Source organism: Rhizobium sp. BK316, assembly GCF_014193695.1.
In the GTDB taxonomy this organism is placed as follows: Bacteria; Pseudomonadota; Alphaproteobacteria; order Rhizobiales; family Rhizobiaceae; genus Rhizobium.
This window is the reverse complement of sequence record NZ_JACHZR010000001.1, coordinates 1,745,267-1,768,782: the sequence shown is the minus strand read 5'-3', so window position 1 is coordinate 1,768,782 and position 23,516 is coordinate 1,745,267. Positions and strand designations below refer to the sequence as shown.

The window sequence follows — 23,516 nt, the reverse complement described above, 5'->3', positions numbered from 1 at the left end:
AGTCTCCAGTAAGCCGACATGGTGATGAACATCGACAATATATGCCACGCTGACCACATTGGAAGAAGAACGGAAGGTCAAGGTGATGGCATCAGGTAGCATCCATGTGAAGGTCAGTGGCGCGCTGCAAGATCATATTCGGCAGCAGATCGGCGACGACGGCCTCTACGAAAACGCAAGCGAATATATCCGCGCGTTGATCCGGCGCGATTTGCAGACCCGTGACGAGGCATGGGATGCCCTGCAAAAGGAGCTCGCCCCCGCGATGCGAGCCGCTGACAGTGAATTTGTCGCTATCAGCGCCGAGGATGTTATCCGTCGCAACAAGCGCCGCTAGTCATGGTGACTTATCGATTTTATCCCCGCGCCGATGCAGCGCAGGACAAGATGTGGCGCGACACATTTGAGGCGTGGGGCGAAAAACAGGCGGACGCCGATATCCTTGGTTTGCACGGTCATTTGCAGCGGCTGCGCAAGGATCGAATGATATGGCGACAGCTTCGGCAGCGCCTCACGGTTCCGGCAGATATCAGGCGGAAGGCTTTACTTCGGCCGCTATGAGCATCGCTATGTCTTCTTCCGCGAACTCGATAACGGCGATATCGGTATAATGAGTATTCTTCACGAACGGATGGATTTAGCCGTTCGGCTAAGAGAAGACTTGGCAGCTCTCTCATCCAGAGAGCCCTCTTAGAAGTATTCGACAGGCTGCATGCATTGGGCCGGGCTGTTCGCAAACCGAAAGTTGGACGTCCGTCCGTTTCTTCTGCTCCATTGCCCACGTAAAAGAGGTTCGCTGGGGAAACCGCCTACCGCCCCGAGACGTCGACTTCCTCTTCCTGCTCATCCTCGGCGGTGGTGTCATCCAGCCGGTGCTTGATCGCCAGCGCATAGATGACATCGAGGATATTGCGGTCTTTCAGATGAGGATCGCTCAGCGCCAGCAGCGAGGCGCGAACGATCTTCTTGCTGGAGGCTTTCGGACAGCGCCCGCGGACGAAATCGTAAAGCGCATCGCCCACCAGGCCTTCCATGGCGCCGTCCACGAGGGCCTCGTAGACCCGCTTCTTTTCTTTCATTCTATGTATTCCCCTGCAAATCAGCGGGGCACATACTCTGTCATGAAATTGTCATATACAACCGACCGAAACCATGTGTCGACGATTGAACAGCTGTGCAACCGTGGAAAACGGTACTTTGGCGGACCCAATTCCGTTCAACTCCGCGCACGTCCGGGCTCTTCGACGTGACACCAGACCGCCAATAGCGGTGTCGTGGTACAACGCATGGCGAAGGACTGTCCCGCTTCGGCCGCGAAGACGCCGCCTGTTCCGGTCGAAAACCAGCTCGCTCCGGCAATCGAAAGTTCGCAGGGTGACAGCAACAAAAAAGCCCGTGAGAACCGCTGCACGTGATCGGGGAACCGGCTGTACGGCTCCATATAGGTGAGGCCAATGCGGATATCCGTCCGGTCTTCCAGTCCACCGGGTCCGACGATCACGCTGTGGGCATGGGCGGTCTCGAAGTTCAGGCTTGCAAATGGTCCGCTTCTGCCTCTGATCCACACGAGCGAGTGAGCAAGGCGCCGAACGCACTGCGCCACCTCGGCACAAATGCCTCTGGTCGCGATTGCGTTTTGGAGGGCCGCCTCGAGGCCTGAAGGGATACCGGTATCCTGAAGCTGCTTGTGGCTTAGCGTTCCCGTGCGTTCAAGCTTTTGAAAAACCTTCCCGGCGACAAAACTCGCCATCGTCGAGGCCGACGGATGCAGCATCGCACGAGCCAGCAGATTCAGGAAGTTTTCGAGCTCCGCCGGACGCTCCGCGGCGCTCCGCTCGCGAAGCCTGCGTTTTACCGGTTCTTTCTCGTCGGTGATGAGGAGATCTGCTTCTCGTTTCGTGGTTCTGCTCATGACCTTCTCCGTGCAGGCTCTTCCCTACAGTGCCCGGACCAGCGACGGCAAGGTTTCTGATTGCTCAGATGTCAAGAAACTCGTCCTGAGCGGCGAGTTCTTCGGCCCGCCCGCGCCAGATGCAGGAGAATGGAAAAGCGGTCTCAGACCGTCGTTGCCTGGTCATTCGGGATGCCCCTGCTGCGAGAACTGAGCGGAGGGCACGCGCGGAAGCGGATCATTCATTTGGATTCAAGACGGCAGAACCGGTCATCCAGCCGTATCAGTCGGGATCCCGGCTTTTTACACTTTGCCGGCTTCCCAGGCGCTACCCGCGAAGCCGACCTTTCAGGTTCGGTTCACCAGATTCAGTCCGCGAGCCGCAGCTTCAGTGCCGCCACACCGACGGCCAAATTGACACCGACATCGCCTTCAAGCGAAACCGGTTGCAGCGAGACGGTCTTGCGCGTTCCGCCGACCAGCACATTGGCCCCTCCGCCGATCCCGACGCTGGCATCAGCCGTCACGCCGGCATATGTGCCCTGCAGCCCGGCAACCGGTTCACGCGTGGCGCTAAAGACCAGCCAGACCATCCGGCCCTTTTCTACGCTACCGACGTCAAGACCGAAATCGGTGATCGTGCCGACATAATGCTGACTGGCATCACCGGCAGCGCTCGGCGTATAGGTGCAGTCGACGTCCTGCTTGGAGCCGACGATGACACCGATGCCCTTGGAAACGTCGCAGTCCAGCTTGCCGACATCGGCCTGGGCGGCGTTTGCAACGACAGGGGCGGCCAGCATGCCGGCTGCGAAGAAGGAAAGAAGAATGGTTTTCATGATAGATCCTATTCGGAGTTTAAGGTCGCTATCGGCGGCATAGCGTGTCCGAGGGAACCGCGGATGCTGCCCGACATCGTCGACGAGGGCTCGCCGATCGACGAAAAGAATAGGGAAGCCGCCCGACCGGATGAAATCGCGCGCTGGTCTAGGCGGGCCAATACGTAAGTTTAGTTCCGCCTGCTTCAGGATGGGCGTATCTTCCATTCCATCGCCTGAAGCCTCCTCCTGACAGGCGATAGAAATCTCGGTTAGGGCTTCCCGGTGTCCCTCCCCTCCGCCCGAAGCCACGGATTGCCCGAGGATCCGCACATGGCCGCCTTTCCGTTTCGGGAGGCGGCCTCTTTTTTTCAGTATTGCCCGATTATCCGTCACGACCGAAGCGGCATGCCAGCATGACAACACATGTCTGGACCTGGCTGAAGACAGCCTAGACGTAGGTATGATTCAGCAATGCGGCATGCGCGACTAACGTCTCGAGCATCCGGGACGAAGCCCGGTTCGATCACCAGAGAGACGAGGTACCGTCATGTATCAGGATTCGATTGATCACTTTGCCCAGTCCGGCGAAGAGAAAGCCGAAGCGGTCCGTAGCCACTTTCCTGCCTTCCTGATCGGGGCAGCCATGGCCGGCGCCTATATCGGTTTCGGCGATATTATCATGTTCACCGCCGGCGCGCATGCCGATCCGGCCTGGGCGCATCTCGTCATGGGGATCGTCTTCTCGTCCGCCCTGACAATCGTCGTCTTTGCCGGCAGCGAGCTTTTCACAGGAACGGCGATGTACATGCCGCTTGCGGTACTGACCCGGCGCAGCCGTATTTCGGATATGCTGCTCGTCTGGGCGAGTTCCTGGATCGGCAACCTGATCGGCGCGGTCGTTCTCGCCGGCCTTTTCCACCTGGCCGGCGGCGGCGTGCTTCTGGGCGATGGAAGCCAGGCGTTCTTTTCCGTTGTTTCCGCCAAGATGTCGGCTGGATCGCTCGAGCTTCTCGCCCGCGGCATTCTCTGCAACTGGCTCGTCTGTCTCGCCATCTGGATGGCGGGACGCACGGAAAATGCCGCTGCCAAGATCATGCTGATCTTCTGGCCGATCACCATCTTCGTGGCAGCCGGTTACGAACACAGCGTCGCCAACATGTTCACCTTCTCAATGGCGCTGATGGGCGAGCATCCGGCCAACATCACGCTTGCCGCGGCAATCCACAATCTCATCTGGGTGACGATCGGCAACCTCATCGGCGGCGCGGTTTTCATGGCGCTTGGCTACTGGCTGCAGTTTTATGGCAGCGGCCACGTCTCGTTCTCGCCGGCCCCGGTTCGCGTCCGCGCAAAGATCTCCACCGACCGCAATGAGAAATGAGGCGTCTCATGGCCGATCCGATCACCATCACCAGCCTTAGCCCGTTACAACCGTCCCCTTTGCCGGACATTCCGGCCGACCCGGTCCGCTCTCCGCCGGCAACCGTGATCTCGCTGAGACGCCTTGCCATTCCGCTTCTCGCCATTGCCCTTGTCAGTGGTGGGGTGGCCGTGGCAACCGTCGACTGGAACCGATGGGTCGCAGGTGCGGCATCGCAATCGACCGACGACGCCATCGTCAGCTCCGACGTCTCCACCTTGAGCGCCCAGATCAGCGGCATCGTCCGCAGCACGCCGGTTACCGATTATCAGAAGGTGACGAAAGGCCAGCTGCTCGCCGAGATCGACCCGCGTGAATATGATGCGGCGGTCGAGGGTGCCAAAGCCAATCTTGCCGCGGCAAACGCGTCGCTTGCCAATCTGGCGAACCAGATCGAGCTACAAAGGGCTGTCGTACAGGTGGCCGAGGCACAGAACACATCGGCCGAGGCGCAGCAGACGCAAACGGAACAGGAGTTCCACCGCCAGACAAGCCTTGGCGGAGCGACCTCGCAGCAGCTATTGCAGCAGGCACAAGCCGCCTATCTGCAAGCCCAGGCCTCTGTGAAATCGACAGCCGCTTCGATCGAGCAGCAGAAGGCGCAGCTTAATGTGCTGAACGGGCAATATCCGCTGCTGCGCTCGCAGGTCAACGCCGCGCAGGCTTCGCTCGACACGGCTCTCATTCATCAGGGCTATGCGCGGATCTACGCGCCTTTCGATGGCGTCATCGGCCGCAGGCTCGTCCACGAAGGTGACCTGGTGGCCGCCGGAACGAGCGTCATTTCGGAGGTTCCGCTTCCGAGCGTCTATGTGACCGCAAATTTCAAGGAAACGCAGCTTTCCCGCATGACCCCAGGCAGGACGGCAGACGTTACCATCGACACCTTCCCCGGTCAGATATTTCACGGCACCGTCAGCGGCCTGTCTCCGGCGAGCGGTTCGATCTTTGCGCTGCTGCCGCCCGACAACGCGACCGGAAACTATACGAAAGTCGTCCAGCGCATCCCGGTCAAGATCGTCTTCGATCCCGGCCAGCCGCTGCTGGATCGGCTCAAGCCCGGAATGTCTGCCGTCGTCACGGTCGATACGAAGTCGGACCAAGAGCAATGAGCGCGACACCGCGCGCCTTTGGTCCGCTGACCAGCGGCACGACGACCAGCCACCCTGTTCTCATCGTCGCAGCACTGCTGCTCGCCTCCTTCGTTGTCGGCTTCGACACCCGCGTTTTCGCCGTCGGTCTGCCGGATATCCGCGGCGCCTATTCGCTTGGTTTCGATGAAGCCTCATGGCTCAGCACCGTCGCCAACGCACCGCAGATCTTGATCTCGTCTGCCGTGGCCTGGCTTGCGACCGTCTTCGGCGTGCGGCGGGTCATGATCCCGACGACATTGGTCTATGCCTGCATTTCGTTTGCCATTCCCATGGTCCATGACAGCGTCCCGTTGTTTGCGCTGCATGCGGCGAGAGCCCTGCTGCTCGGCGTCTTCATACCCGCCACGATCATGGTGATCTTCCGCAATCTGGATATGAAATACTGGCTGATCGGCCTTTCGATCTACGCGCTTCGCGTGCCGCTGTCGCAGAATCTGGGCTTCGTGCTGGTCGGCCTCTACGACGATTATCTCGGCTGGCAGTGGGTCTATTGGCAGGATGTGATCGTCACGCCGATCATCGCATTGCTCCTCATCATCGGCGCCCCGAGGGAGGAGATTAATCTCAGCCTGCTCCAAGGCGCCGATTGGGGCGGCATGATGCTGCTCGGATGCTCGATGACCATGATCTACGTCGGTCTCGATCAGGGCAACCGGCTGGACTGGTTCAACTCCGGCATCGTCACCTCGCTGCTCGCAGGCGGCGCCATCCTCTTCATCGGCTTCCTCATCAACGAGAGCGTCGTCGCGAACCCCTGGGCGCATGCGAGCGTGATCCTGTCGCGCAACATCGGCATCGGCTACGCGATCATCATCGCCTTCACGTTTTCCAGTTCCGGCGCCGCGATTTCCATTCCGGGTTTCCTGCAGACGGTCGTCGGTTTGCGGCCGATCGCCATCTCCGAACTCTACATCTTCGGCGCCGTCATCCCGGTCTTTCTGTTCATTGCCTTTGCGATCTTCCTGCTGCGCCGGATCGATGCGCGGCTCTGCATCATGATGGGACTGGCCTCCATGTCGCTCGGTTCCCTCTGGGGGGCGCATCTTTCCATCACATGGGCGCCGTGGAATTTCCTGCCGGTCGTCCTGCTGCATACGGCCGGGCAATCCTTCGCCTTCTTTGCGACAGTCGTCTATCTGATCGCCAACTCCGATCCCAAGCGCTCGACAGCGGTCTCCGCCTATATCCAGGTGATCCGGCTCGGCAGTGTCGAATTGGCGCTCAGCCTGTTGAACACCTGGCTGCGGCAACGCGAGCAGTATCATTCCAATATCTTGACCGGGCCGATTTCGTCATCCTCGGACAGTCTTCGGACCGCGTTGGCGAAACTGGAGACGCTATTCGGCACCGGCCATCACGGAAACCTGGAGGCTCTCGCCACCATCGCGACAAAAGTCCACGCGCAGGCGAGCGTGCTCGCCTATGCCGACGTCTTCATCCTCTCTTTCTGCTTTGCGATTGCCGGCATTGCCCTTGTGGCCTGCATGGGCGCCATGCCCTTCGGACCGCTGCATCCCGATTTCCGGAAGAACCCATCAACGGCCGAAACGCAGCCGGCCACAGCCGGCTGATCGGCCACACTCGATTTTCCTTTGAATAGGCGCAGAGAGCCGGTGCGAGTGCTTTTCACGCCGGTCCTTCCGCGTGCCGTCAGCTGCCCGGATGCAAGGCGTATACCTATGGGGAACGGCAACTAGACCTGCGTATAGATGCGCCAATGCCCGCCCGGACGTAGCCTTCTCGCATTGAATTGATCCGGCAGGACACAGAAGCGCCGGTCGGCCTGCCGATAATCGGCAGTCTGACCCCTGGCGCAGGCACCCGCCCTTCAATTCAGGAAGCAGATTGAGAGGCCGCCAACGCCGGCGGCCGTTGCAGCGTCGTTCGACCTTTAGCCCATGGAGCCGGCAGTGACATCCATCCGCATCGTGACTGAACCCCGTCGTCGCCGGAAACCGGCGATCCTTGCTGCTGCCGCCATTCTCGCCATTGCGGGCGGATCGGCCGCAGCCTTCTGGCTTGCAGGGACTGAGCCAACCATTGCCGCCCCGGAGCCCAGCTCGCCGGCCGTGCCGGTCGAGGTCGCCACCCCTGCCGTTACCGACGTACCTGTCTATCTCGACGGTCTCGGCACGGTGCAGGCGAACTATACGGTCAATATCACGACACGTGTCGATGGCGAACTCCAGAGCGTGATGTTTGACGAGGGACAGGCCGTCAAGAAGGGCGATGTGCTCGCCATCATCGACCCTCGCCCTTTCCAGGCAGCCGACGATCAGGCGGCCGCCAAGATCAAGCAGGACCAGGCCGATCTCGCCAATGCCCAATATCTGCTCGGCAAGGACCAGAAACTGGGCCAGCAGCAGATCGTCACGCAGGAAACCGTCGAGCAGCAGCAAAGCATGGTGGCAAGTGCACAGGCACAGCTCGCGCAGGATCAGGCGGCCAAGGAGGCCGCTGACGTGTCGCTCTCTTATACCGAGATCCGCTCACCGATCGACGGCCGCACGGGTATACGTCGGGTCGATCCCGGCAACGAAGTCCAGACGACCGACACGACACCGATCGTCACCATCACCCAGACGCAGCCGATCACTGTGATCTCCACGCTGCGTGAGGACGATCTCGACGCAGTGCGCAACGCGCTGAAGGCCGGCCCGGTCGACGTGACGGCGATGTCGATGGATCAGTCGCAGCAGCTTGCGTCAGGCACGCTCTCACTCATCGACAACGTCATCGATCAGGCAAGCGGCACGATCCGCATCAAATCGATCTTCCAGAACAAGGACGATGCGCTGTGGCCCGGTCAATTCGTGACGCTGAGGGTCAAGCAGCAGACGCTCCAGAAGGCCGTGACCATTCCTTCCGCAGCACTTGAGCGCGGAGAAGACGGCTTCTTCGTCTACATCATCGACGCTGCCGGTACGGCTGCCGTGCGCAAGGTCACCCCCGGCCCGATCGAGAATGGCCGCGCCGTCATCGAAAAGGGCCTAACCGGCAACGAACAGGTCGTGACATCGGGCCAGTATCGCCTGGACGTCGGCACCCATGTCAGCATCCAACAGGCGGCCGCTGCGCAAGCCGCCAGCAAGGAGTAGGCTATGTCCGTCTCCTCCTGGTTCATCGAGCGGCCAATCGCCGCCTCGCTGATGATGGCAGGCCTTTTCGGCATCGGTATCGTCGCTTACCCTCTCCTGCCGGTGGCACCCCTGCCGCAGGTCGATTTTCCGACGATCCAGGTCTCGACGCAGCTTCCCGGCGCCGATCCGAAGACCATGGCATCGGCGGTCACCCAGCCGCTGGAGCGGCAGTTCGGCCAGATCCCGGGCGTCACCCAGATGACCTCGACGAGCACGCTCGGCTCGAGCGCGATCACCCTGCAATTTGATCTGTCACGCGACGTCGATAGCGCCGCCCAGGACGTGCAGACCGCAATCAACGCAGCCGGGGGGCAATTGCCGACGGACCTGCCTTCACCGCCGACCTATCGCAAGGTCAATCCCGCCGATCCGCCGGTCATGGTTCTTGCGCTCACTTCGGATACCCTGCCGCTGACGCAAGTCGACGATTTTGCCGAAAGCGTGCTCGCGCAGCATGTCAGCCAGATCGACGGCGTTTCGCAGGTTCTGATCTTCGGACAGCAGAAGCCGGCCGTGCGCCTGCAGATCGATCCCGGCAAGATCGCCGAGATGGGACTTTCGCTTGAGGATATCCGCAGCGCCGTGACCAGCATCACCAGCAACTCACCGAAAGGCAGCGTGCAGGGTGGAGAGCATACCTACACAATCTATGATAATGACCAGCTCCTGAAGGCCGCCCCCTGGAACGATTCGATCGTCGCTTATCGCGACGGCGCTCCGGTCCGCATCAGCGATATCGGCCAGGCGATCGACGGACCGGAGAACGATCAGCTGGCGGCCTGGGCCGATGGCAAGAGGGCGATCCTCCTGCCGATCTTCAAGCTCCCGGGCGCCAACATCATCGATACGGTCGGTGCGATCCGCGCGGCCCTGCCGCAGCTGCAAGCGATCGCACCGGCCGCCCTCCACCTCTCCATCCTCAGCGACCGGACGACCACGATCCGCGCCTCGGTGGCGGATGTCGAAACGACGCTTGTCATTACCATTGCCCTCGTCGTCATGGTGATCTTCATCTTCCTGCGCAATGTCTGGGTGACGGTGATCCCGAGCGTCACCGTGCCGCTGGCGCTCCTGGCCACATTGGCGCTGATGTATGTCGCTGGCTTTAGCCTCGATAATCTCTCGCTGATGGGCTTGAGTATCGCCGTCGGCTTCGTCGTCGACGATGCGATCGTGATGGTCGAGAACATCCATCGCCATATGGAGATGGACAAAACGCCGAAACAGGCGGCAATCGACGGCGCGCGCGAAATCGGCTTCACTATCATTTCGATCAGTATCTCTCTCGTCGCCGTCTTCATTCCGTTGCTTCTGATGGGCGGTATTGTCGGTCGACTGTTCCGGGAATTCGCAATCACAGTGACGATGACGATCGTCGTCTCAGCGATCGTTTCGCTGACCATCACGCCGATGATGAGCTCCCGCTTCCTGAAGCCGGAAAAAGACGCTCGCCATGGCAGGCTCTATGCCATGAGCGAGAAGGCGTTCGACGGACTTCTTGCGGCGTATCGCTCCACACTCGATATAGCGCTGCGCCATCACCGGCTGACCATGATGGTATTCCTCGCTTCGCTCGCCGCAACCGGCTTCCTGTTCATCAATATTCCCAAGGGCTTCTTCCCGATCCAGGATACCGGTCTCATCACCGGTACACTCGAAGCCGCCCAGGATATTTCCTTCGCTGAGATGTCGCGCCACCAGCTCGAGGCAGGCAAAATCGTTGCCGGCGATCCCGGGGTTGCGACCGTCGGCATGGCCGTCGGCAGCGGCGCAGGCCAGACTATCAATAACGGCCGCATGTTCATCACGCTGAAGCCTGAAGATCAACGAGATGCCTCGGCAAGCGAGATCATCAACCGGCTTCGTCCGAAACTCGCGCAGATGCAGGGTGCAGAACTCTTCCTGCAGCCGGCGCAGGATATCAATGTCGGCGGACGCGCATCGGCCACGCAGTTCCAATATACGCTGCAGGACGGTGATGCCGGCGAGCTGAACGACTGGGCAGCAAAGCTGCTCGCAAAATTCAAGACGCTGCCGGAACTGACAGATGTCGCCACCGACCAGCAAAATAGTGGCGCTACTGTCACGCTTACGATCGACCGTGACCAAGCATCGCGCTTCGGCATTGCGCCGCAAACAATCGACGACACGCTTGACGATGCCTTCGGTCAGCGCCAGGTCACCCAGTATTTCACCGACCTGAACAGCTACCATGTGGTTCTCGAACTCGCCCCCGAGTTCCAGAAGTCGCCGCTGGCGATCAACGGTCTCTATATCAAATCGCCGCTGACCGGCGAGCAGGTTCCCTTGAACCAGCTCGTCAAGCAGACGACGGAGCCGACGGCTGTGCTTGCCGTAAACCACCAGAGCCAGTTCCCGGCCGTCACACTCTCGTTCAACCTGGCAAAGGGTACCGCACTCAGCCAGGCGGTCGCCGCCATCGGAAAGGCGGAGACCGATCTCGGCAAGCCGGCAACCGTCATCGGCACCTTCCAGGGCAATGCGCAGGCCTATCAGAGTTCGCTTGCAAGCGAACCGCTGCTCGTGCTTGCAGCCATTGCCGTGATCTATCTGATCCTCGGCGTGCTCTACGAGAGCTATTTCCACCCGCTGACGATCCTGTCGACGCTTCCCTCTGCCGGTCTTGGTGCCCTCGCCATGCTCTGGGTCTTCGGCTTCGACTTTACCGTCATCGCGCTGATCGGCGTGATCCTGCTGATCGGCATCGTCAAGAAGAACGGCATCATGATCGTCGACTTCGCCATCGCCGCCCAGCGCGAGCAGGGACTGTCGCCGGAAGACGCGATCCGCCAGGCCTGTCTCCTGCGCTTCCGCCCGATCATCATGACGACATCGGCGGCACTTCTTGCCGGCCTGCCGCTGATGCTCGGCCACGGCACCGGCTCGGAGCTGCGCCAGCCGCTCGGCTATGCCATGGTCGGCGGCCTGCTCATCAGCCAGGTGATGACGCTCTACACCACCCCTATCGTCTACCTCTACCTGGAAAAACTGAGCGAATTCGTCAGCCGCAGACGGCACGCCACCACCGGCGCCCCAACCCAAGCCCCGGCGGAATAACCCTCCCAATCGACACGAAAGGATTAAAACCATGGAACCTCTTTCTAGACGCACGGTTCTAGCGCTCGGAGCGATGGGCGGAACGGCACTTGCGGCGGGTGCGGCGCACGCAGCGAGCTTCGGCAATCCCGATCAGCCGGCAGAAGGCGCAATCAACGCCAATCCTGCCGGGCTCTCCGATCCCGGTCCGAAGAACCCCGCCCTTAATGACCAGTTCCCCTCATTCGGCAATCCGCCGGCAACCGATGTCGGCGATATGCAGCTCTTCTGGGGGTCGTTCAACAATGCGCCGAAGCGCATTCAGAACGGCGGCTGGGCACGGCAAGTGACGCAATCCGATTTTGCAATTTCCGAAGCGGTCTCCGGCGTCAACATGCGCCTTGGCCCCGGCGGCATCCGTGAGATGCATTGGCACCGGGCTGCCGAGTGGGCGATCATGACAAACGGCCGCTGCCGGGTGACTGTGCTTGATCCGCAGGGGCGGGCCTATGTGCAGGACGTCGAGGCCGGCGATCTCTGGTATTTTCCGGCAGGTTACCCGCACTCGCTGCAAGGTCTCGGGCCTGAAGGCGCCGAATTCGTCCTCGTCTTCGATGAGGGCGAGCAGTCCGAATATGGCACCCTGCTCCTGACCGACTGGCTGGCGCATACCTCGCCGGAACTGCTCGCCAAGAATTTCGGCGTGCCGCAGGACACGTTCAAGAACATCCCGTTGCAGGATCTCTGGATCTTCCAGGGCAAGGAGCCAGGTCCGCTTTCGGCCGACCAGGAGGCCGTAGCTTCCGCCGGCCTGCCGCCCTACCCCTTCACCTATCGGCTGGCGGCATCGGCGCCGCTGAAGCAGAATGCATCAGGCACGATCCAGCTTGCCGACAGCAGCATCTTCAAGGTTTCCAAGACGATTGCCGCTGCGATCGAAACGATCAAGCCCGGCGGCGTGCGCGAAATGCACTGGCATCCGAATGCCGACGAATGGCAGTACTGGATCAAGGGCGAAGGCCGCATGACGGTGTTCGATGCCGGACCACGCAGCCAGACCGCCGATTTCCGGCCCGGCGACATTGGCTATGTCAAAAGAAGCCAGGGCCATATCATCGAGAATACCGGCAAGACCGACCTGCAATTCGTTGCCGTCTTCAAGGTCGCCGAATATCAGGAAGTCGGGCTCTCCTCGTGGCTGACCCATACGCCGGCCGCCCTCGTTGCCCAGCACCTCAATGTCAGCGTCCAGGATATTGCGAAATTCCCCGCCGACCAGCCGGGGATCATGCCCGAGGGCTGACCCCGGAATATCATGCCCAAGGGCTGATCCCTTGTATTGAGGCTGCAAAACACCACCTCCGCCATGGCAAGTGGCGGAGGTTTTTGGCGTTTACGGAAAACCGGCATGCCCTTTCCGGCCGCTCGAAAAAAATTCCGCATCGGCACGGAATAAAATCTGCGATGCTTTCGTATACTCAATCATGGAACGGAAAGAACGCCCATTCGATGTCATCGGTCAGCTCGCAGCGCTTCGTCGCTACGCGCGCTCGCTGGTGCGCAATTCGGACGAGGCGGAGGATCTGGTGCATGATGCACTGGTGCGGGCCTTCGAGAAGCGCAAGAGCTTCCGCAGCGGCGGAAACCTGCGCACGTGGCTGCTTTCCATTCTGCACAACGCGCATATCGACCGCGTGCGGCAGTCCCGCTCGCTGACACGCCGCCATGATGAAGCGGCAGTCGAGGCGGAGCAGTCGCTGCCCGCAGGCCAGGAGCATGCGGTGCGCCTGCAGCAGGTGCGCAACGCCTTTTTCGATCTGCCGGAAGAGCAGCGTGAAGCGCTGCATCTCGTGGCGATCGAGGACCTATCCTATCAGGAAGCGGCCAATGCGCTCGGCATTCCTGTCGGCACGCTGATGTCGCGCATTTCCCGCGCCCGCGCCCAGTTGCGGGAGTTCGAGGAGAAAATGCCGCGCATTGCGCATCTGAAATTAGTTGGAGGGAACGGCAATGAAGGCGATTGATCCAATCATCGATGCCGATCTCGACGCCTATGTGGACGGCGAGCTCGATGTCGCACGGCGCATTCAGGTGGAATCCTACCTCTCCGAGAACCCGGCGATTGCCGCAAAGGTCATGGCCGATCTCAGCGTGAAGGGCGAATTGCGCCTGGCGCTCGCCGGCGAAAGCGCCTTCGGCCACCCCGAGACGCGCGATGCCGCCCGCAGGCTGGAACGTGGCCTTTCCTATGGCCGCATCCTGCATTCGATGCAGCGCATCGCTGCCGTTGGTGTGCTGCTCGCCGCCGGCTGGGTGGCGCATAATTCCTTCGGCGCCTTCACGGCAACGGAAGTCGCCGCTTCGGTTCCTACACCAGCGTATGTCGAGGATGCGGTGCGCGCCTATCGCACGGCAGCCCTTCGCGAAACCATCCCGTCGCAGACGGCGCCGGCCTACAGCGCCGAGGAAATCCGCGCTGCGACCGCAATCGTGATGCCCGAATTGCCAAAAGGCTGGAAGGTTGCCGATCTGCAGATCTTCCCGTCGGATTTTGGCCCGAGCGTCGAAATGGCAATCGAGGAGACCGACGGCAAGCGCCTGTCGCTCTTCGCCGTCCGGCCGGGTGCCTTCGAGGTGAAGCCGGTCAGCCATATCGCGCTTGAAAAGACAGAAGCCGCCTACTGGCAAATCGGCGACGTTGCTTACGCGCTGATCGCCGACAACAGCGACGCCAACCTCGATCAGGCAGCCGAACGGCTTGCCCGATCGCTCTACTAGTTCAACCGAGGAGATCAGTCATGAACCCGATCAATCCCCGCTATGGCTACGGCTCCGGCGCCCAAACACAGGCCCTTTTCGATGAGGGCCTGCGCCAGCACATGCTGCGCGTCTACAATTACATGGCGCTCGGCCTCGTCATCACCGGCATCGTCGCCTTCATCGTCGGCTCGACGCCGGCGCTCTACGTGCCGATCTTCAGCACACCGCTCAAGTGGGTGGTGATGCTGGCGCCGCTCGCCTTCGTGTTCTTCTTCTCGTTCCGCATCCAGACCATGTCGTCAAGCACCGCACAGATGACCTTCTGGGCCTTCTGCGCCGTCATGGGCCTCTCGCTCGCCTCGATCTTCCTGGTCTTCACCAAGACGAGCATCGCGCAGACCTTCTTCATCACTGCTGCCATGTTCGGCGCGATCAGCCTCTACGGCTACACCACGAAGCGTGACCTCTCGAAGATGGGCTCATTCCTTATGATGGGCCTGTTCGGCATCATCATTGCCGGCATCGTCAACATCTTCCTGGGTTCGTCTGCCCTGCAGTTCGCGATCTCGGTGATCGGTATCGTCGTCTTCGTCGGTCTCACCGCCTATGACACGCAGAACATCAAGGAACAGTATTCGGAAAACTACGATCAGGAATCGAACCAGAAGCTGGCCGTCTTCGGCGCGCTCTCGCTCTACCTGAACTTTGTCAACCTCTTCCAGCTTCTGCTCAATTTCACGGGCGAGCGGGAATAAAGACTGCGCTTCTGGGGGCAATGGAAGCGCAAGAGCGCCCGGTCTGAAATCTGTGACAGGATGGCAGATCGGGTGCTTACCCTAAACGAAAACGGCCGGGCTGGATGTCCGGCCGTTTTCGTTTGTCTCCCGACTTTGGTGCGGGGATCGAGAATTTTTCGGACGCGGTCTTGCCGCCATCACGGCTCCCGCGATCAAGGTCGATTTTCCGCTAACGATTCGTGGATGACGCTTCTGGCACTCGCCTGTCCGCTTTTCGTGTTCCTGGAAGCCGACAAATGCCGGAGCGCCCGCAAGCGGTGCGGCAAGGGTAAAATGCCGCACGATCCGTGATCGTAGAATTGACGCGGGTCAATGTCGCAACCTGTGCTGAGGGCAAGCTCTCCCGGCGATCCAGGGAGCGGCGACATGGACAATTCGGCTGATTCCGGCACCACTTATCTCGACAGGAGCACAGGCAATCAGCGGCCCTACTGGGCGCTGCCGCTGCCGGAGCTTCTTCGAGAGCTCAAATCGAAGCCCTCCGGCCTCACATCGGCGGAAGCGAAAGCGCGGCTGCAGGTATATGGAGCGAATACCGTCGATGCCGCCGGCGACGCGGGCGCGTTCCGCACACTGCTCAAGCAATTCGTCAGTCCGCTCGTCCTCATCCTGATCTTTGCCGCTATCGTCGCGGCAAGCGTCGGGGAACTGCATGATGCACTGATCATCGGCTGCATCGTCCTCGCAAGCTGCCTGCTCGGATTCACCCAGGAATACGGGGCAAGCCGTGCCGTCGAATCCCTGCGGAAAAGCATATCGCTGTCGGCGGCCGTGCTGCGTGACGGCACTGAACGGGCAGTTCCGGCCGCAGCGGTCGTGCCGGGCGATGTCATCAGTCTTTCGGCTGGTAGTCTCGTGCCGGCGGATGCGGTGATCCTGTCGTCTCGGGATCTGAATGTCAGCGAGGCAGCACTGACCGGCGAGACCTTTCCGGTCGGCAAGGCTCCCGGCATCTCGCCGCCGGAAGCCCAGATCGGCAACCGCCTCAACTGCATCTTTACCGGCACCTCCGTGCGGAGCGGTACGGCGACCGCCCTCGTCGTCGCCACCGCGGGCCGAACCGAATTCGCGACGATCGCCCACGCGGTGACGCGTCAGCTGCCGGAGACGGAATTCTCCCGCGGGATCCGCCGCTTCGGCTATCTGATGACACAGATCATGCTGGCGATCGTCCTCGTCGTCTTCGTCGCCAATCTCCTGCTGCATCGACCACTGATCGACTCGCTGCTGTTTTCGTTGGCGCTCGCCGTCGGTCTGACGCCGGAGCTGCTGCCGGCGATCATCAGCGTCACGCTGGCGCGGGGGGCCCGGGTGATGGCCAGGCAAGGCGTCATCATCCGCCGCCTGGAGGCGATGGAAAATCTTGGCAGCATGGACCTGCTTTGCACCGACAAGACAGGGACGCTGACGGAAGGCGTCATCCAGCTCAACAGCTGCGTCGACATTGCCGGGGAGGCGTCCGCCCGGGTGCGCCTGCTCGCATCCCTCAATGCAAGCCTGCAGACCGGCCTGAAAAACCCGCTCGACGATGCGATCCTTGCATCGGGCAATGCTCCGGACGAGATGGCGCACTACCGCAAGGTGGACGAAATTCCCTACGACTTTGCCCGCAAGCGACTTTCCGTCGTCACCGGAGGAGAAGACGGGACCGACCTCATCTGCAAGGGTGCCGTCGCCAATGTCCTCGCCGCCTGCACATCGGCCAAGGCGGGCGCGATGACACGGCCGCTTGACGCGCCGTTGCGCGACGCCATCGAGAAACGCTACCGGAACTGGAGCGAGGACGGCATCCGGGTGATCGCCATCGCCACACGCCGGTTCCCGTCGGAAAAAACGGGGTTCGGCAAGGACGACGAGGCCGAGCTTTGCCTGGAGGGTTTCCTGCTGTTCCTCGATCCGCCGAAAGCCGGCGTGAAGGAGGCTCTTGCCGGTCTGAAGCACCGCGGCATCCACATCAAGATCATTTCCGGCGACAATCGTTACGTTGTCCGGCACCTGGCCGAAACCATCGGCCTGAAATCGACCCATCTCCTGACCGGCAGCGAGATCGCCGCTATGAGCACTGACGCGCTTTTTGCCCGGGCGCAGAAGACAAATCTCTTCGTGGAGATCGATCCCAATCAGAAGGAGCGGATCATCAAGGCCCTGCGCCGCGCCCGCCATGTGGTCGGTTATCTCGGCGACGGCATCAATGATGCGCCGGCGCTGCACGAGGCCGATATCGGCATCTCCGTCGACAGCGCCGTCGATGTCGCCCGTGAGGCGGCCGATATCGTGCTCCTGCGCCGTGATCTCGACGTGCTGGCGCGCGGTATCGACGACGGCCGGCGGACCTTCGCCAATACGCTGAAATATATCTCGATCGCCACCAGCGCCAATTTCGGCAACATGATCAGCATGGCGGTCGCCTCGCTTTTCCTGCCCTTCCTGCCGCTGCTCGCCAAGCAGATCCTGCTCAACAATCTTCTGGCCGACGTGCCCTCCATGGCAATTGCCACGGACCGCGTCGAACATGCCGACGTGCTGCGCCCGAAGCGATGGAATATCGCCGCTATCGAGCGCTTCATGCTCTGCTTCGGCCCGATCAGCTCGCTCTTCGATTTCCTGACCTTCGGTTTCCTGATGTTCTACATCGGGGCGACCGTCGATCAGTTTCGCACCGGCTGGTTCGTGGAATCGCTAGTCACGCAACTTGCAACCATGCTGATCGTGCGCACCGCTGCCGCAAGCTGGAAGAGCCGGCCGAGCCGGCTGCTCTTCGGAACGACGATGCTCATCGGCATTGTCGCCATTGCCCTGCCCTATATGCCATTTGCCGGCACTTTCGGGTTCGTACCCCTTCCGCTGCCCCTGCTTGGCAGCCTGCTCGGCATTTCGTTGGCCTTTGCCGTCACCCTCGAAATTGCCAAGCGCCTCTTTTTTCACCGGAGCGACGGCAAACATATCTCACGGCGGGGGCCGCTGCATAGTTCACCAACGACGTGAAGCCGACCCCTGCGGATCCTCATTGCAGCCGGTCAAAGAACAGTATTCGGATGGCTTGGAGAAACCGCGCGGGCTTCGGCATTTGCGGGGGCAGGTTCTGAGCCATTCGTCCCGATGAGATGGATGATCTCATCGACGATCCTTTCCGCAGGCCGAGTGGCATCGAGACGCGGCCATGCAACGGCACCTGTATCATGCGCAAGCTGATGCGCCAGGATATCAACCGTCGCGTCGGAGGGGCCGCCGCTCCGTGCCGCAACGCGCCGCAGCAGCAATGCCGGATCAGCTTCGAGCCAGAAGGCTGAGAAGGGATGGTGACATTCTTCTGCCGCGTCCTCGATCATACGCCGGTTGGCCGGCTTGTCGAAGACCGCATCGGCCACCGCAGAACCGCCTTCCGCAAGGATGAGGCGGGCTCGCCAGGCCATCTCCTCATAGACCTTTGCGGAAATTTCAGGCCGATATGCGGCCTGCGGCAGCCTGGTCTCGGCTGGAACATCATGCATCGCCTTGCGAATGCGGTCGCTTTCGATAATGCGCGCGCCCGGCGCCTGACCAATGCGCGGCGCCAGCGCTTCTGCAAGCGTCGTCTTTCCCGACCCGCTGAGGCCGCCGATGGCCACGAGCCGTCCTGCCACCGGCTGCAGCAAGGAGCGGGCAAGCTGGAAATAGGAGCGCGCCTCGCCGGCCAGCATCGCCGCCCGCTCGCCCGCGTCTTCCGTCTGGGTGGCGGTGACATGCGCCCGCACGGCAGCGCGCACGGCGATGAAGAACGGCAGCGCGGCAAAGCCGTCTTCCTCATCCATCTCGTCGAGATAACGGTTCATCACCAGGTTTGCGAATTCGGGATGCCCGCGATGCCAGAGGTCCATCAACAGGAAGGCGAGGTCATAGAGGATATCGGTCGTTGCGATCTGATCGTTGAACTCGATGCAATCGAACAGGCACGGTTCGCCATCGAGCAGGAAGATATTGCGAAGATGCAGGTCGCCATGACAACGCCGAACCTTGCCCGCCTGTTCACGCTGGTCCAGCAGGCCGGCAAGCTGGGTCAGACGGCGGTCGAAGGCCGCTGTCAGTTCGCCAACCTCGTCGGGTGAAAAAACATGGCTGGTCGCAAAACCGGCCTCGTTGACCTTCAGGACGGCAGCCATATTGGCCGCGCCCGAACCATCATGGATGACCGGGGCGAGACGGTGGAACCGGACGATCGCCTTCGCCAGCGAGGTCACCATCGATGGTGTCAGTCCGCCTGACGTGGCGATGCGGTCGAGCAACAGCGACTGATCGAAACGCCGCATCTCCACCAGCGCGTCGACCAATTGGCCCTGGCCGTCGAGCGCAAGATTGTCACTACCCTCCAGCGTGATCGTCCTGACGCCGAGATAGATGCCGGGCGCGGTCGGCGTATTCAATTCGACTTCCTTGCGGCATGCCGCCAGCCGTATCTCCGGGGAGGAGAAATCGGCATAGGGCAGCTTCACGGCGCGCTTCATCTTGTAGGCCCGCTCTCCTGCCAGGAAGATCCGCGATATATGCGTCTCGATCGTTTCGACGGGCGCTGCATTCCGGGACAACGCGTCCTTCAGAAAGGAAATGGTTGCCGACTGGTCTTCGGTGATCATCTGCAGACCTTTCAATCGCCATATAGCCTTGCCAGCATTGCGATCCTCCCGGGACAACGCATTGACCCGCATCAATGATCGGATCGTCGTCGCAGAATAGGAAAGAATCGACATCGTGCAGCTGGCGGGGAGATATGATGGACCTGTCTTCAAGAAGGCAGCTTGTCGAAACACTGATCCCGATCATTCGGAAGGCGGGCAAGGCAGCGCTCGAGCTGCAGAAGGATGACCTTGCCACCAGAACCAAGGAAGACGGCACGCCCGTTACCACCGCCGATCTTACCAGCCACGCGATCCTTCGCGCAGCATGCCTGGCATCATTCCCGGCAATCCCCGTTATCAGCGAGGAGGATACTCCTACCGCCGGGGCCGGTCAGGATACGAATGCCGCAATCCTCCTGATCGATCCGCTCGACGGCACCAAGGAGTTCATAAAAGGCAGCGACGAATTTGCCGTCAACATTGCTCTGGTTGAAGACGGGCGCGTCAGCGCCGGTCTGATCTACGCGCCTGCTCGCGACCGGCTCTTCTTCTCCTGGGGTGCCGGGCTTGCCTTCGAACAGACAGCCGCAGGCCTTCGACGCAAGCTCCCGTACCCCCTCGCGCCAAGGCTTCAGCCGATTGCCCTCGTCAGCCGTTCCCATTGCGATCCACGGACCGAAGCCCTTCTCGCGGCACTGCAGCCCTGCGACGTGCAAGCAATGGGATCGTCGCTGAAATTCGCGCTGGTGGCTGCCGCCGAGGCCGATTTCTATCTGCGACTCGGTCCGACGATGATCTGGGATTGCGCTGCTGGCCAGGCGATCATCGAGGCGGCGGGCGGCACGGTCCTGCAGGCTGACGGATCGTCGCTCGCCTACCGCTCCAATCGCGCACCAAAAGTGGACGGTTTCATTGGTGCACGCACGCCACAGCTTGCGGCGCGCGTGGTTGCCGCCATGAAGGCGCTCGAAACCGGAACCGGCGTCGCCACATCCCGATAGCGCCGCCACTCAAGGCTTCAGGACGGCCGCCCCGCTCAAACGACCGGCGCGCAAATCGTCGAGCGCCGCATTGGCGTCGGCAAGCGGATAGGTTTTCGTGTGGGTCCGGACACCTGCCTGATAAGCGACGGGGAAAAATTCCTCAGCGTCCCTTCTCGTCAGATTGGCGACCGAAACCACGGCTCGCTCGCCCCATATCAGGGCATAAGGCATTGCCGGCAGGTCGCTCATGTGGATGCCTCCGCAGACGACCCGGCCTCCCTTCCGCACCACCTTCAATGCGGCCGGCACGAGTTCGCCGACGGGCGCAAAGATGATCGCCGCATCGAGCGTGACCGGCGGCGGCTCATCAGAGCTTCCTGCCCAGACGGCGCCGAGTTCGAGCGCGAAGCGTTGCGCTGCCTCGTCGCCCGGACGTGCGAACGCGTAGACCTCGCGGCCCTGCCAGCGGCAGATCTGCGCGATGATGTGCGCGGCCGCGCCGAACCCGTAGAGCCCGATCCTCCTGCCGTCACCGGCCTTCTTCAGCGAACGCCAGCCGATGAGGCCGGCGCAGAGGAGCGGAGCAAGGGCAACGGGATCGGCTGCACTATCGAGCACAAAGGCATAATCGGCATCCGCAACGACATGGGTGGCAAAGCCCCCGTCACGCGTGTAGCCGGTAAACTGCGGCTCATCGCAGAGGTTTTCCTCTCCGCTCCGGCAGAAGGAACAGCAACCGCATGTGTGGCCGAGCCAGGGCACGCCGACCCTTTGACCGATGCGCGACGGCGCGATCCCCTCCCCCACCGCCTCGACGATGCCGACGATCTCATGGCCGGGAATGAGCGGAAGCTTCGGGTTGACGAGATCGCCATCGCAGACATGAAGATCCGTCCTGCACACGGCGCAGGCCTCGACCTTCAGCATCAGTTGCCCCGCTGCCGGCACCGGATCAGGCCGGTCCACCGCACGCAGGGGCACACCGATCGCTTCCAGGATCATTGCCTTCATAAGCTGCTCCTTATCTTGAGGATGTCATGATCCTGAAACCACGGCAAACGGTCATTGACGGTTGTCAAAAACAGGCCATTTGCGCCCATAGAAATTCTTCACCGCGAAGATTTTGATCCGGCGCAATGAGGCAGGCCGCCAGGTGTGATTGGCTTTCGTGAAAAACAGGGAGATCGAGAAATGGACCGTCGTCGCTGGCAAGACCACAGCGCCTTCATCATCGGGGTATGGCTTATCGCCTCCCCTTGGGCACTTGGAAGCTTCAGTCCGGACTCCGTGCCGCTTGGCGTTGACGCCTGGAATGTCCTCGTCTGCGGCATCGCCGTCGCCATCCTCAGCGCTGCAGCATTCGCCTCCTACCGTCTATGGGAGGAGTGGGGTAATCTCCTGATCGGTATCTGGCTTGTTGTTTCGCCATGGATGCTGCAAAACGCCGAAAGGCCGCTCTTCGTCTGGAATGCAGTGATCTGCGGCCTCTTTCTTATGGTTCTCGGCATATCCGTTCTTCGCAACGCGAAGGCGCGAGAAGCCCTCTGAAGAAACGTACGGCGGCGATCGGACCCTCAGACATGTCGGCACTGGTAATGATGGAAGCTTTTCAGCGCCTCAGTCTGGCGCTTGCGATCGGAATCCTCGTCGGCATCGAGCGCGGCTGGCAGGAGCGCGAGGCTGCGCCGGGCAAAAGGGTCGCAGGCATCAGAACCTATGGCCTCTCAAGTTTCCTCGGCGGCCTGTGCGGATTCCTCCAGCCTATGACAGGACCGATCCTGCCCGTTGCCATCTTTGCGTTCTTCTGCATCACGATCCTCGTGTTCAGCACCCTGCAGTCCTCCCGCGACGAGGATTACAGCGCAACGGCTGCCATTGCGGCAATCATGGTCTTCGTACTGGGTTTTTCCGCCGTCGTTGCCGACATGACGGTGACCGCGGCAGGTGCCGTTGCGATAACGGCCCTTCTTGCGGCGCGCGAACCGCTGCATGGGTTCCTTCGACGATTGACCTGGCTTGAGCTCAGGGCGGCCTTGATCCTGCTGACGATGACGGTCGTCGTCTTACCAATCCTGCCCGACGCCCCGATCGATCGCTGGCAGACGATCAATCCTTTCGAGCTCTGGATGATGACGATCCTCGTCGGAGCCGTATCCTTCGCCGGTTATGTGCTGATCAGGCTCACCGGCGCACGTGCCGGCATCTTGATGACGGGCGCAAGCGGCGGCATCGTCTCCTCGACAGCCTTGACGCTTTCCTTCGCCCGCCAGTCGTCGAAGACGCCTGGACTATCCCATCTGCTTTCGGCCGGCGCAATGCTGGCGGGGGCGGTCTCCCTCACCCGCACGCTTCTGATCTGCGGCGTCGTTGGGCCAGCCGTTCTGAAGGAGCTTGCACCGTTGGTCGCTCCAGCGGCCGTCGTCTTCGCCATCGCCGGTGGCCTTATCGGATCGTTGCGGCGTAGCGACGATACTCCCGATTTTTCACCGAAAAACCCGCTGGAGATCATGGTCGCGCTGCGTTTTGCCCTTGTTCTGGCCATTGTAATAATCTTGACGCGGGCGACGCTTATCGTCTTTGGAACGCAATCGCTGCTTGCCCTTGCCTTCATCACCGGTCTCGGGGATCTCGACGCAATAACCCTCTCGGTCGCAAAACTGTCATCGGGCCAACTGTCCGCGGATGCGGCTGCTTACGCCATCGCGGTCGCCGCCTTCGCCAATCTTCTTGCGAAAGCAGTGCTTGCAGCAAGCATCGGCAGTTTCGCCTTTGCAGTCCGACTGGCGATCGCAACGATCGTCGCCGCTCTTGCCGGAATGGCTGGCTTTCTTTTGGTATGAGCGCGGACACAGACCTTGCGGCCCGTTTCTCTCTCAACCCGCAATCCCGGCCGCGATCCAT

Annotated in this window: 19 protein-coding genes and 1 pseudogene; 15 read left to right on the top strand and 5 right to left on the bottom strand. The window is 61.2% G+C overall.

Features of this window, described 5'->3' with window-relative positions:
* The first annotated feature begins 85 nt into the window (after positions 1-85).
* Both FHT87_RS07985 and FHT87_RS31155 read left to right on the top strand, forming a co-directional pair.
* Positions 86-337, top strand: coding sequence for a transcriptional regulator (locus FHT87_RS07985; RefSeq protein ID WP_183801103.1), 252 nt, complete (start codon positions 86-88; stop codon positions 335-337).
* 2 nt (positions 338-339) lie between these two features.
* Positions 340-694, top strand: a pseudogene (locus FHT87_RS31155) (type II toxin-antitoxin system RelE/ParE family toxin).
* Between the two features lie 115 nt (positions 695-809).
* Here the strand turns inward: FHT87_RS31155 and FHT87_RS07980 are convergent.
* The 3 genes from FHT87_RS07980 to FHT87_RS07970 form a co-directional block, all read right to left on the bottom strand.
* Positions 810-1,079, bottom strand: a complete 270-nt coding sequence (locus tag FHT87_RS07980) for a hypothetical protein (protein WP_183726992.1) — start codon at positions 1,077-1,079, stop codon at positions 810-812.
* A 137-nt stretch (positions 1,080-1,216) separates the two neighbouring features.
* Positions 1,217-1,912, bottom strand: a complete 696-nt coding sequence (locus tag FHT87_RS07975; RefSeq protein ID WP_183800824.1) for a dimethylsulfonioproprionate lyase family protein — start codon at positions 1,910-1,912, stop codon at positions 1,217-1,219.
* A gap of 347 nt (positions 1,913-2,259) precedes the next feature.
* Positions 2,260-2,730 carry a DUF992 domain-containing protein gene (locus FHT87_RS07970; RefSeq protein WP_183726988.1) on the bottom strand — a complete coding sequence of 157 codons (471 nt, stop codon included), beginning with the start codon at positions 2,728-2,730 and terminating at the stop codon, positions 2,260-2,262.
* Between the two features lie 529 nt (positions 2,731-3,259).
* Between FHT87_RS07970 and FHT87_RS07965 the strand changes: the two genes are divergently transcribed.
* From FHT87_RS07965 to mgtA, 10 genes are all read left to right on the top strand, one after another.
* Complete coding sequence (locus FHT87_RS07965; protein ID WP_183726986.1) at positions 3,260-4,093, top strand: formate/nitrite transporter family protein; 834 nt, start codon at positions 3,260-3,262, stop codon at positions 4,091-4,093.
* Between the two features lie 8 nt (positions 4,094-4,101).
* Positions 4,102-5,244 (top strand): HlyD family secretion protein, encoded by a 1,143-nt coding sequence (locus tag FHT87_RS07960; protein ID WP_183800821.1) that lies wholly within the window; start codon positions 4,102-4,104, stop codon positions 5,242-5,244.
* On the top strand, positions 5,241-6,857 hold the full coding sequence (locus tag FHT87_RS07955) for an MFS transporter (RefSeq protein WP_183800818.1): 1,617 nt from the start codon (positions 5,241-5,243) through the stop codon (positions 6,855-6,857). The genes FHT87_RS07960 and FHT87_RS07955 overlap by 4 nt, the downstream gene beginning before the upstream one ends.
* A gap of 339 nt (positions 6,858-7,196) precedes the next feature.
* Positions 7,197-8,384 carry an efflux RND transporter periplasmic adaptor subunit gene (locus tag FHT87_RS07950; RefSeq protein ID WP_183800815.1) on the top strand — a complete coding sequence of 396 codons (1,188 nt, stop codon included), beginning with the start codon at positions 7,197-7,199 and terminating at the stop codon, positions 8,382-8,384.
* A gap of 3 nt (positions 8,385-8,387) precedes the next feature.
* Positions 8,388-11,504 (top strand): efflux RND transporter permease subunit, encoded by a 3,117-nt coding sequence (locus tag FHT87_RS07945; RefSeq protein WP_183800812.1) that lies wholly within the window; start codon positions 8,388-8,390, stop codon positions 11,502-11,504.
* 31 nt (positions 11,505-11,535) lie between these two features.
* Positions 11,536-12,786 carry an oxalate decarboxylase family bicupin gene (locus FHT87_RS07940; RefSeq protein ID WP_183726976.1) on the top strand — a complete coding sequence of 417 codons (1,251 nt, stop codon included), beginning with the start codon at positions 11,536-11,538 and terminating at the stop codon, positions 12,784-12,786.
* A gap of 181 nt (positions 12,787-12,967) precedes the next feature.
* Complete coding sequence (locus FHT87_RS07935; RefSeq protein WP_183726974.1) at positions 12,968-13,507, top strand: sigma-70 family RNA polymerase sigma factor; 540 nt, start codon at positions 12,968-12,970, stop codon at positions 13,505-13,507.
* On the top strand, positions 13,494-14,261 hold the full coding sequence (locus FHT87_RS07930) for an anti-sigma factor (protein WP_183726972.1): 768 nt from the start codon (positions 13,494-13,496) through the stop codon (positions 14,259-14,261). The genes FHT87_RS07935 and FHT87_RS07930 overlap by 14 nt, the downstream gene beginning before the upstream one ends.
* Positions 14,262-14,281: 20 nt before the next feature.
* Positions 14,282-14,998 carry a Bax inhibitor-1/YccA family protein gene (locus tag FHT87_RS07925; protein WP_183726970.1) on the top strand — a complete coding sequence of 239 codons (717 nt, stop codon included), beginning with the start codon at positions 14,282-14,284 and terminating at the stop codon, positions 14,996-14,998.
* Between the two features lie 408 nt (positions 14,999-15,406).
* Complete coding sequence (mgtA, locus tag FHT87_RS07920; protein ID WP_183726968.1) at positions 15,407-18,025, top strand: magnesium-translocating P-type ATPase; 2,619 nt, start codon at positions 15,407-15,409, stop codon at positions 18,023-18,025.
* A gap of 32 nt (positions 18,026-18,057) precedes the next feature.
* On the opposite strand, the gene FHT87_RS07915 is transcribed toward mgtA, so the two are convergent.
* The gene (locus FHT87_RS07915) at positions 18,058-19,650 is read right to left on the bottom strand and encodes a bifunctional aminoglycoside phosphotransferase/ATP-binding protein (protein ID WP_183726966.1); all 1,593 of its coding nucleotides are present in this window, start codon (positions 19,648-19,650) and stop codon (positions 18,058-18,060) included.
* 137 nt (positions 19,651-19,787) lie between these two features.
* On the opposite strand from FHT87_RS07915, the gene FHT87_RS07910 reads away from it, so the two are divergent.
* On the top strand, positions 19,788-20,633 hold the full coding sequence (locus FHT87_RS07910) for a 3'(2'),5'-bisphosphate nucleotidase CysQ (protein ID WP_183727324.1): 846 nt from the start codon (positions 19,788-19,790) through the stop codon (positions 20,631-20,633).
* A gap of 9 nt (positions 20,634-20,642) precedes the next feature.
* Here FHT87_RS07910 and FHT87_RS07905 read toward each other — a convergent pair whose 3' ends face one another.
* A complete protein-coding gene (locus FHT87_RS07905; RefSeq protein WP_183726964.1) occupies positions 20,643-21,626 on the bottom strand; it encodes a zinc-dependent alcohol dehydrogenase family protein in 984 nt (327 codons plus the stop codon).
* Between the two features lie 180 nt (positions 21,627-21,806).
* Between FHT87_RS07905 and FHT87_RS07900 the strand changes: the two genes are divergently transcribed.
* The gene (locus FHT87_RS07900) at positions 21,807-22,163 is read left to right on the top strand and encodes an SPW repeat protein (RefSeq protein ID WP_183800809.1); all 357 of its coding nucleotides are present in this window, start codon (positions 21,807-21,809) and stop codon (positions 22,161-22,163) included.
* A gap of 32 nt (positions 22,164-22,195) precedes the next feature.
* Positions 22,196-23,455, top strand: coding sequence for an MgtC/SapB family protein (locus tag FHT87_RS07895; protein ID WP_183726961.1), 1,260 nt, complete (start codon positions 22,196-22,198; stop codon positions 23,453-23,455).
* Positions 23,456-23,516: the final 61 nt, after the last annotated feature.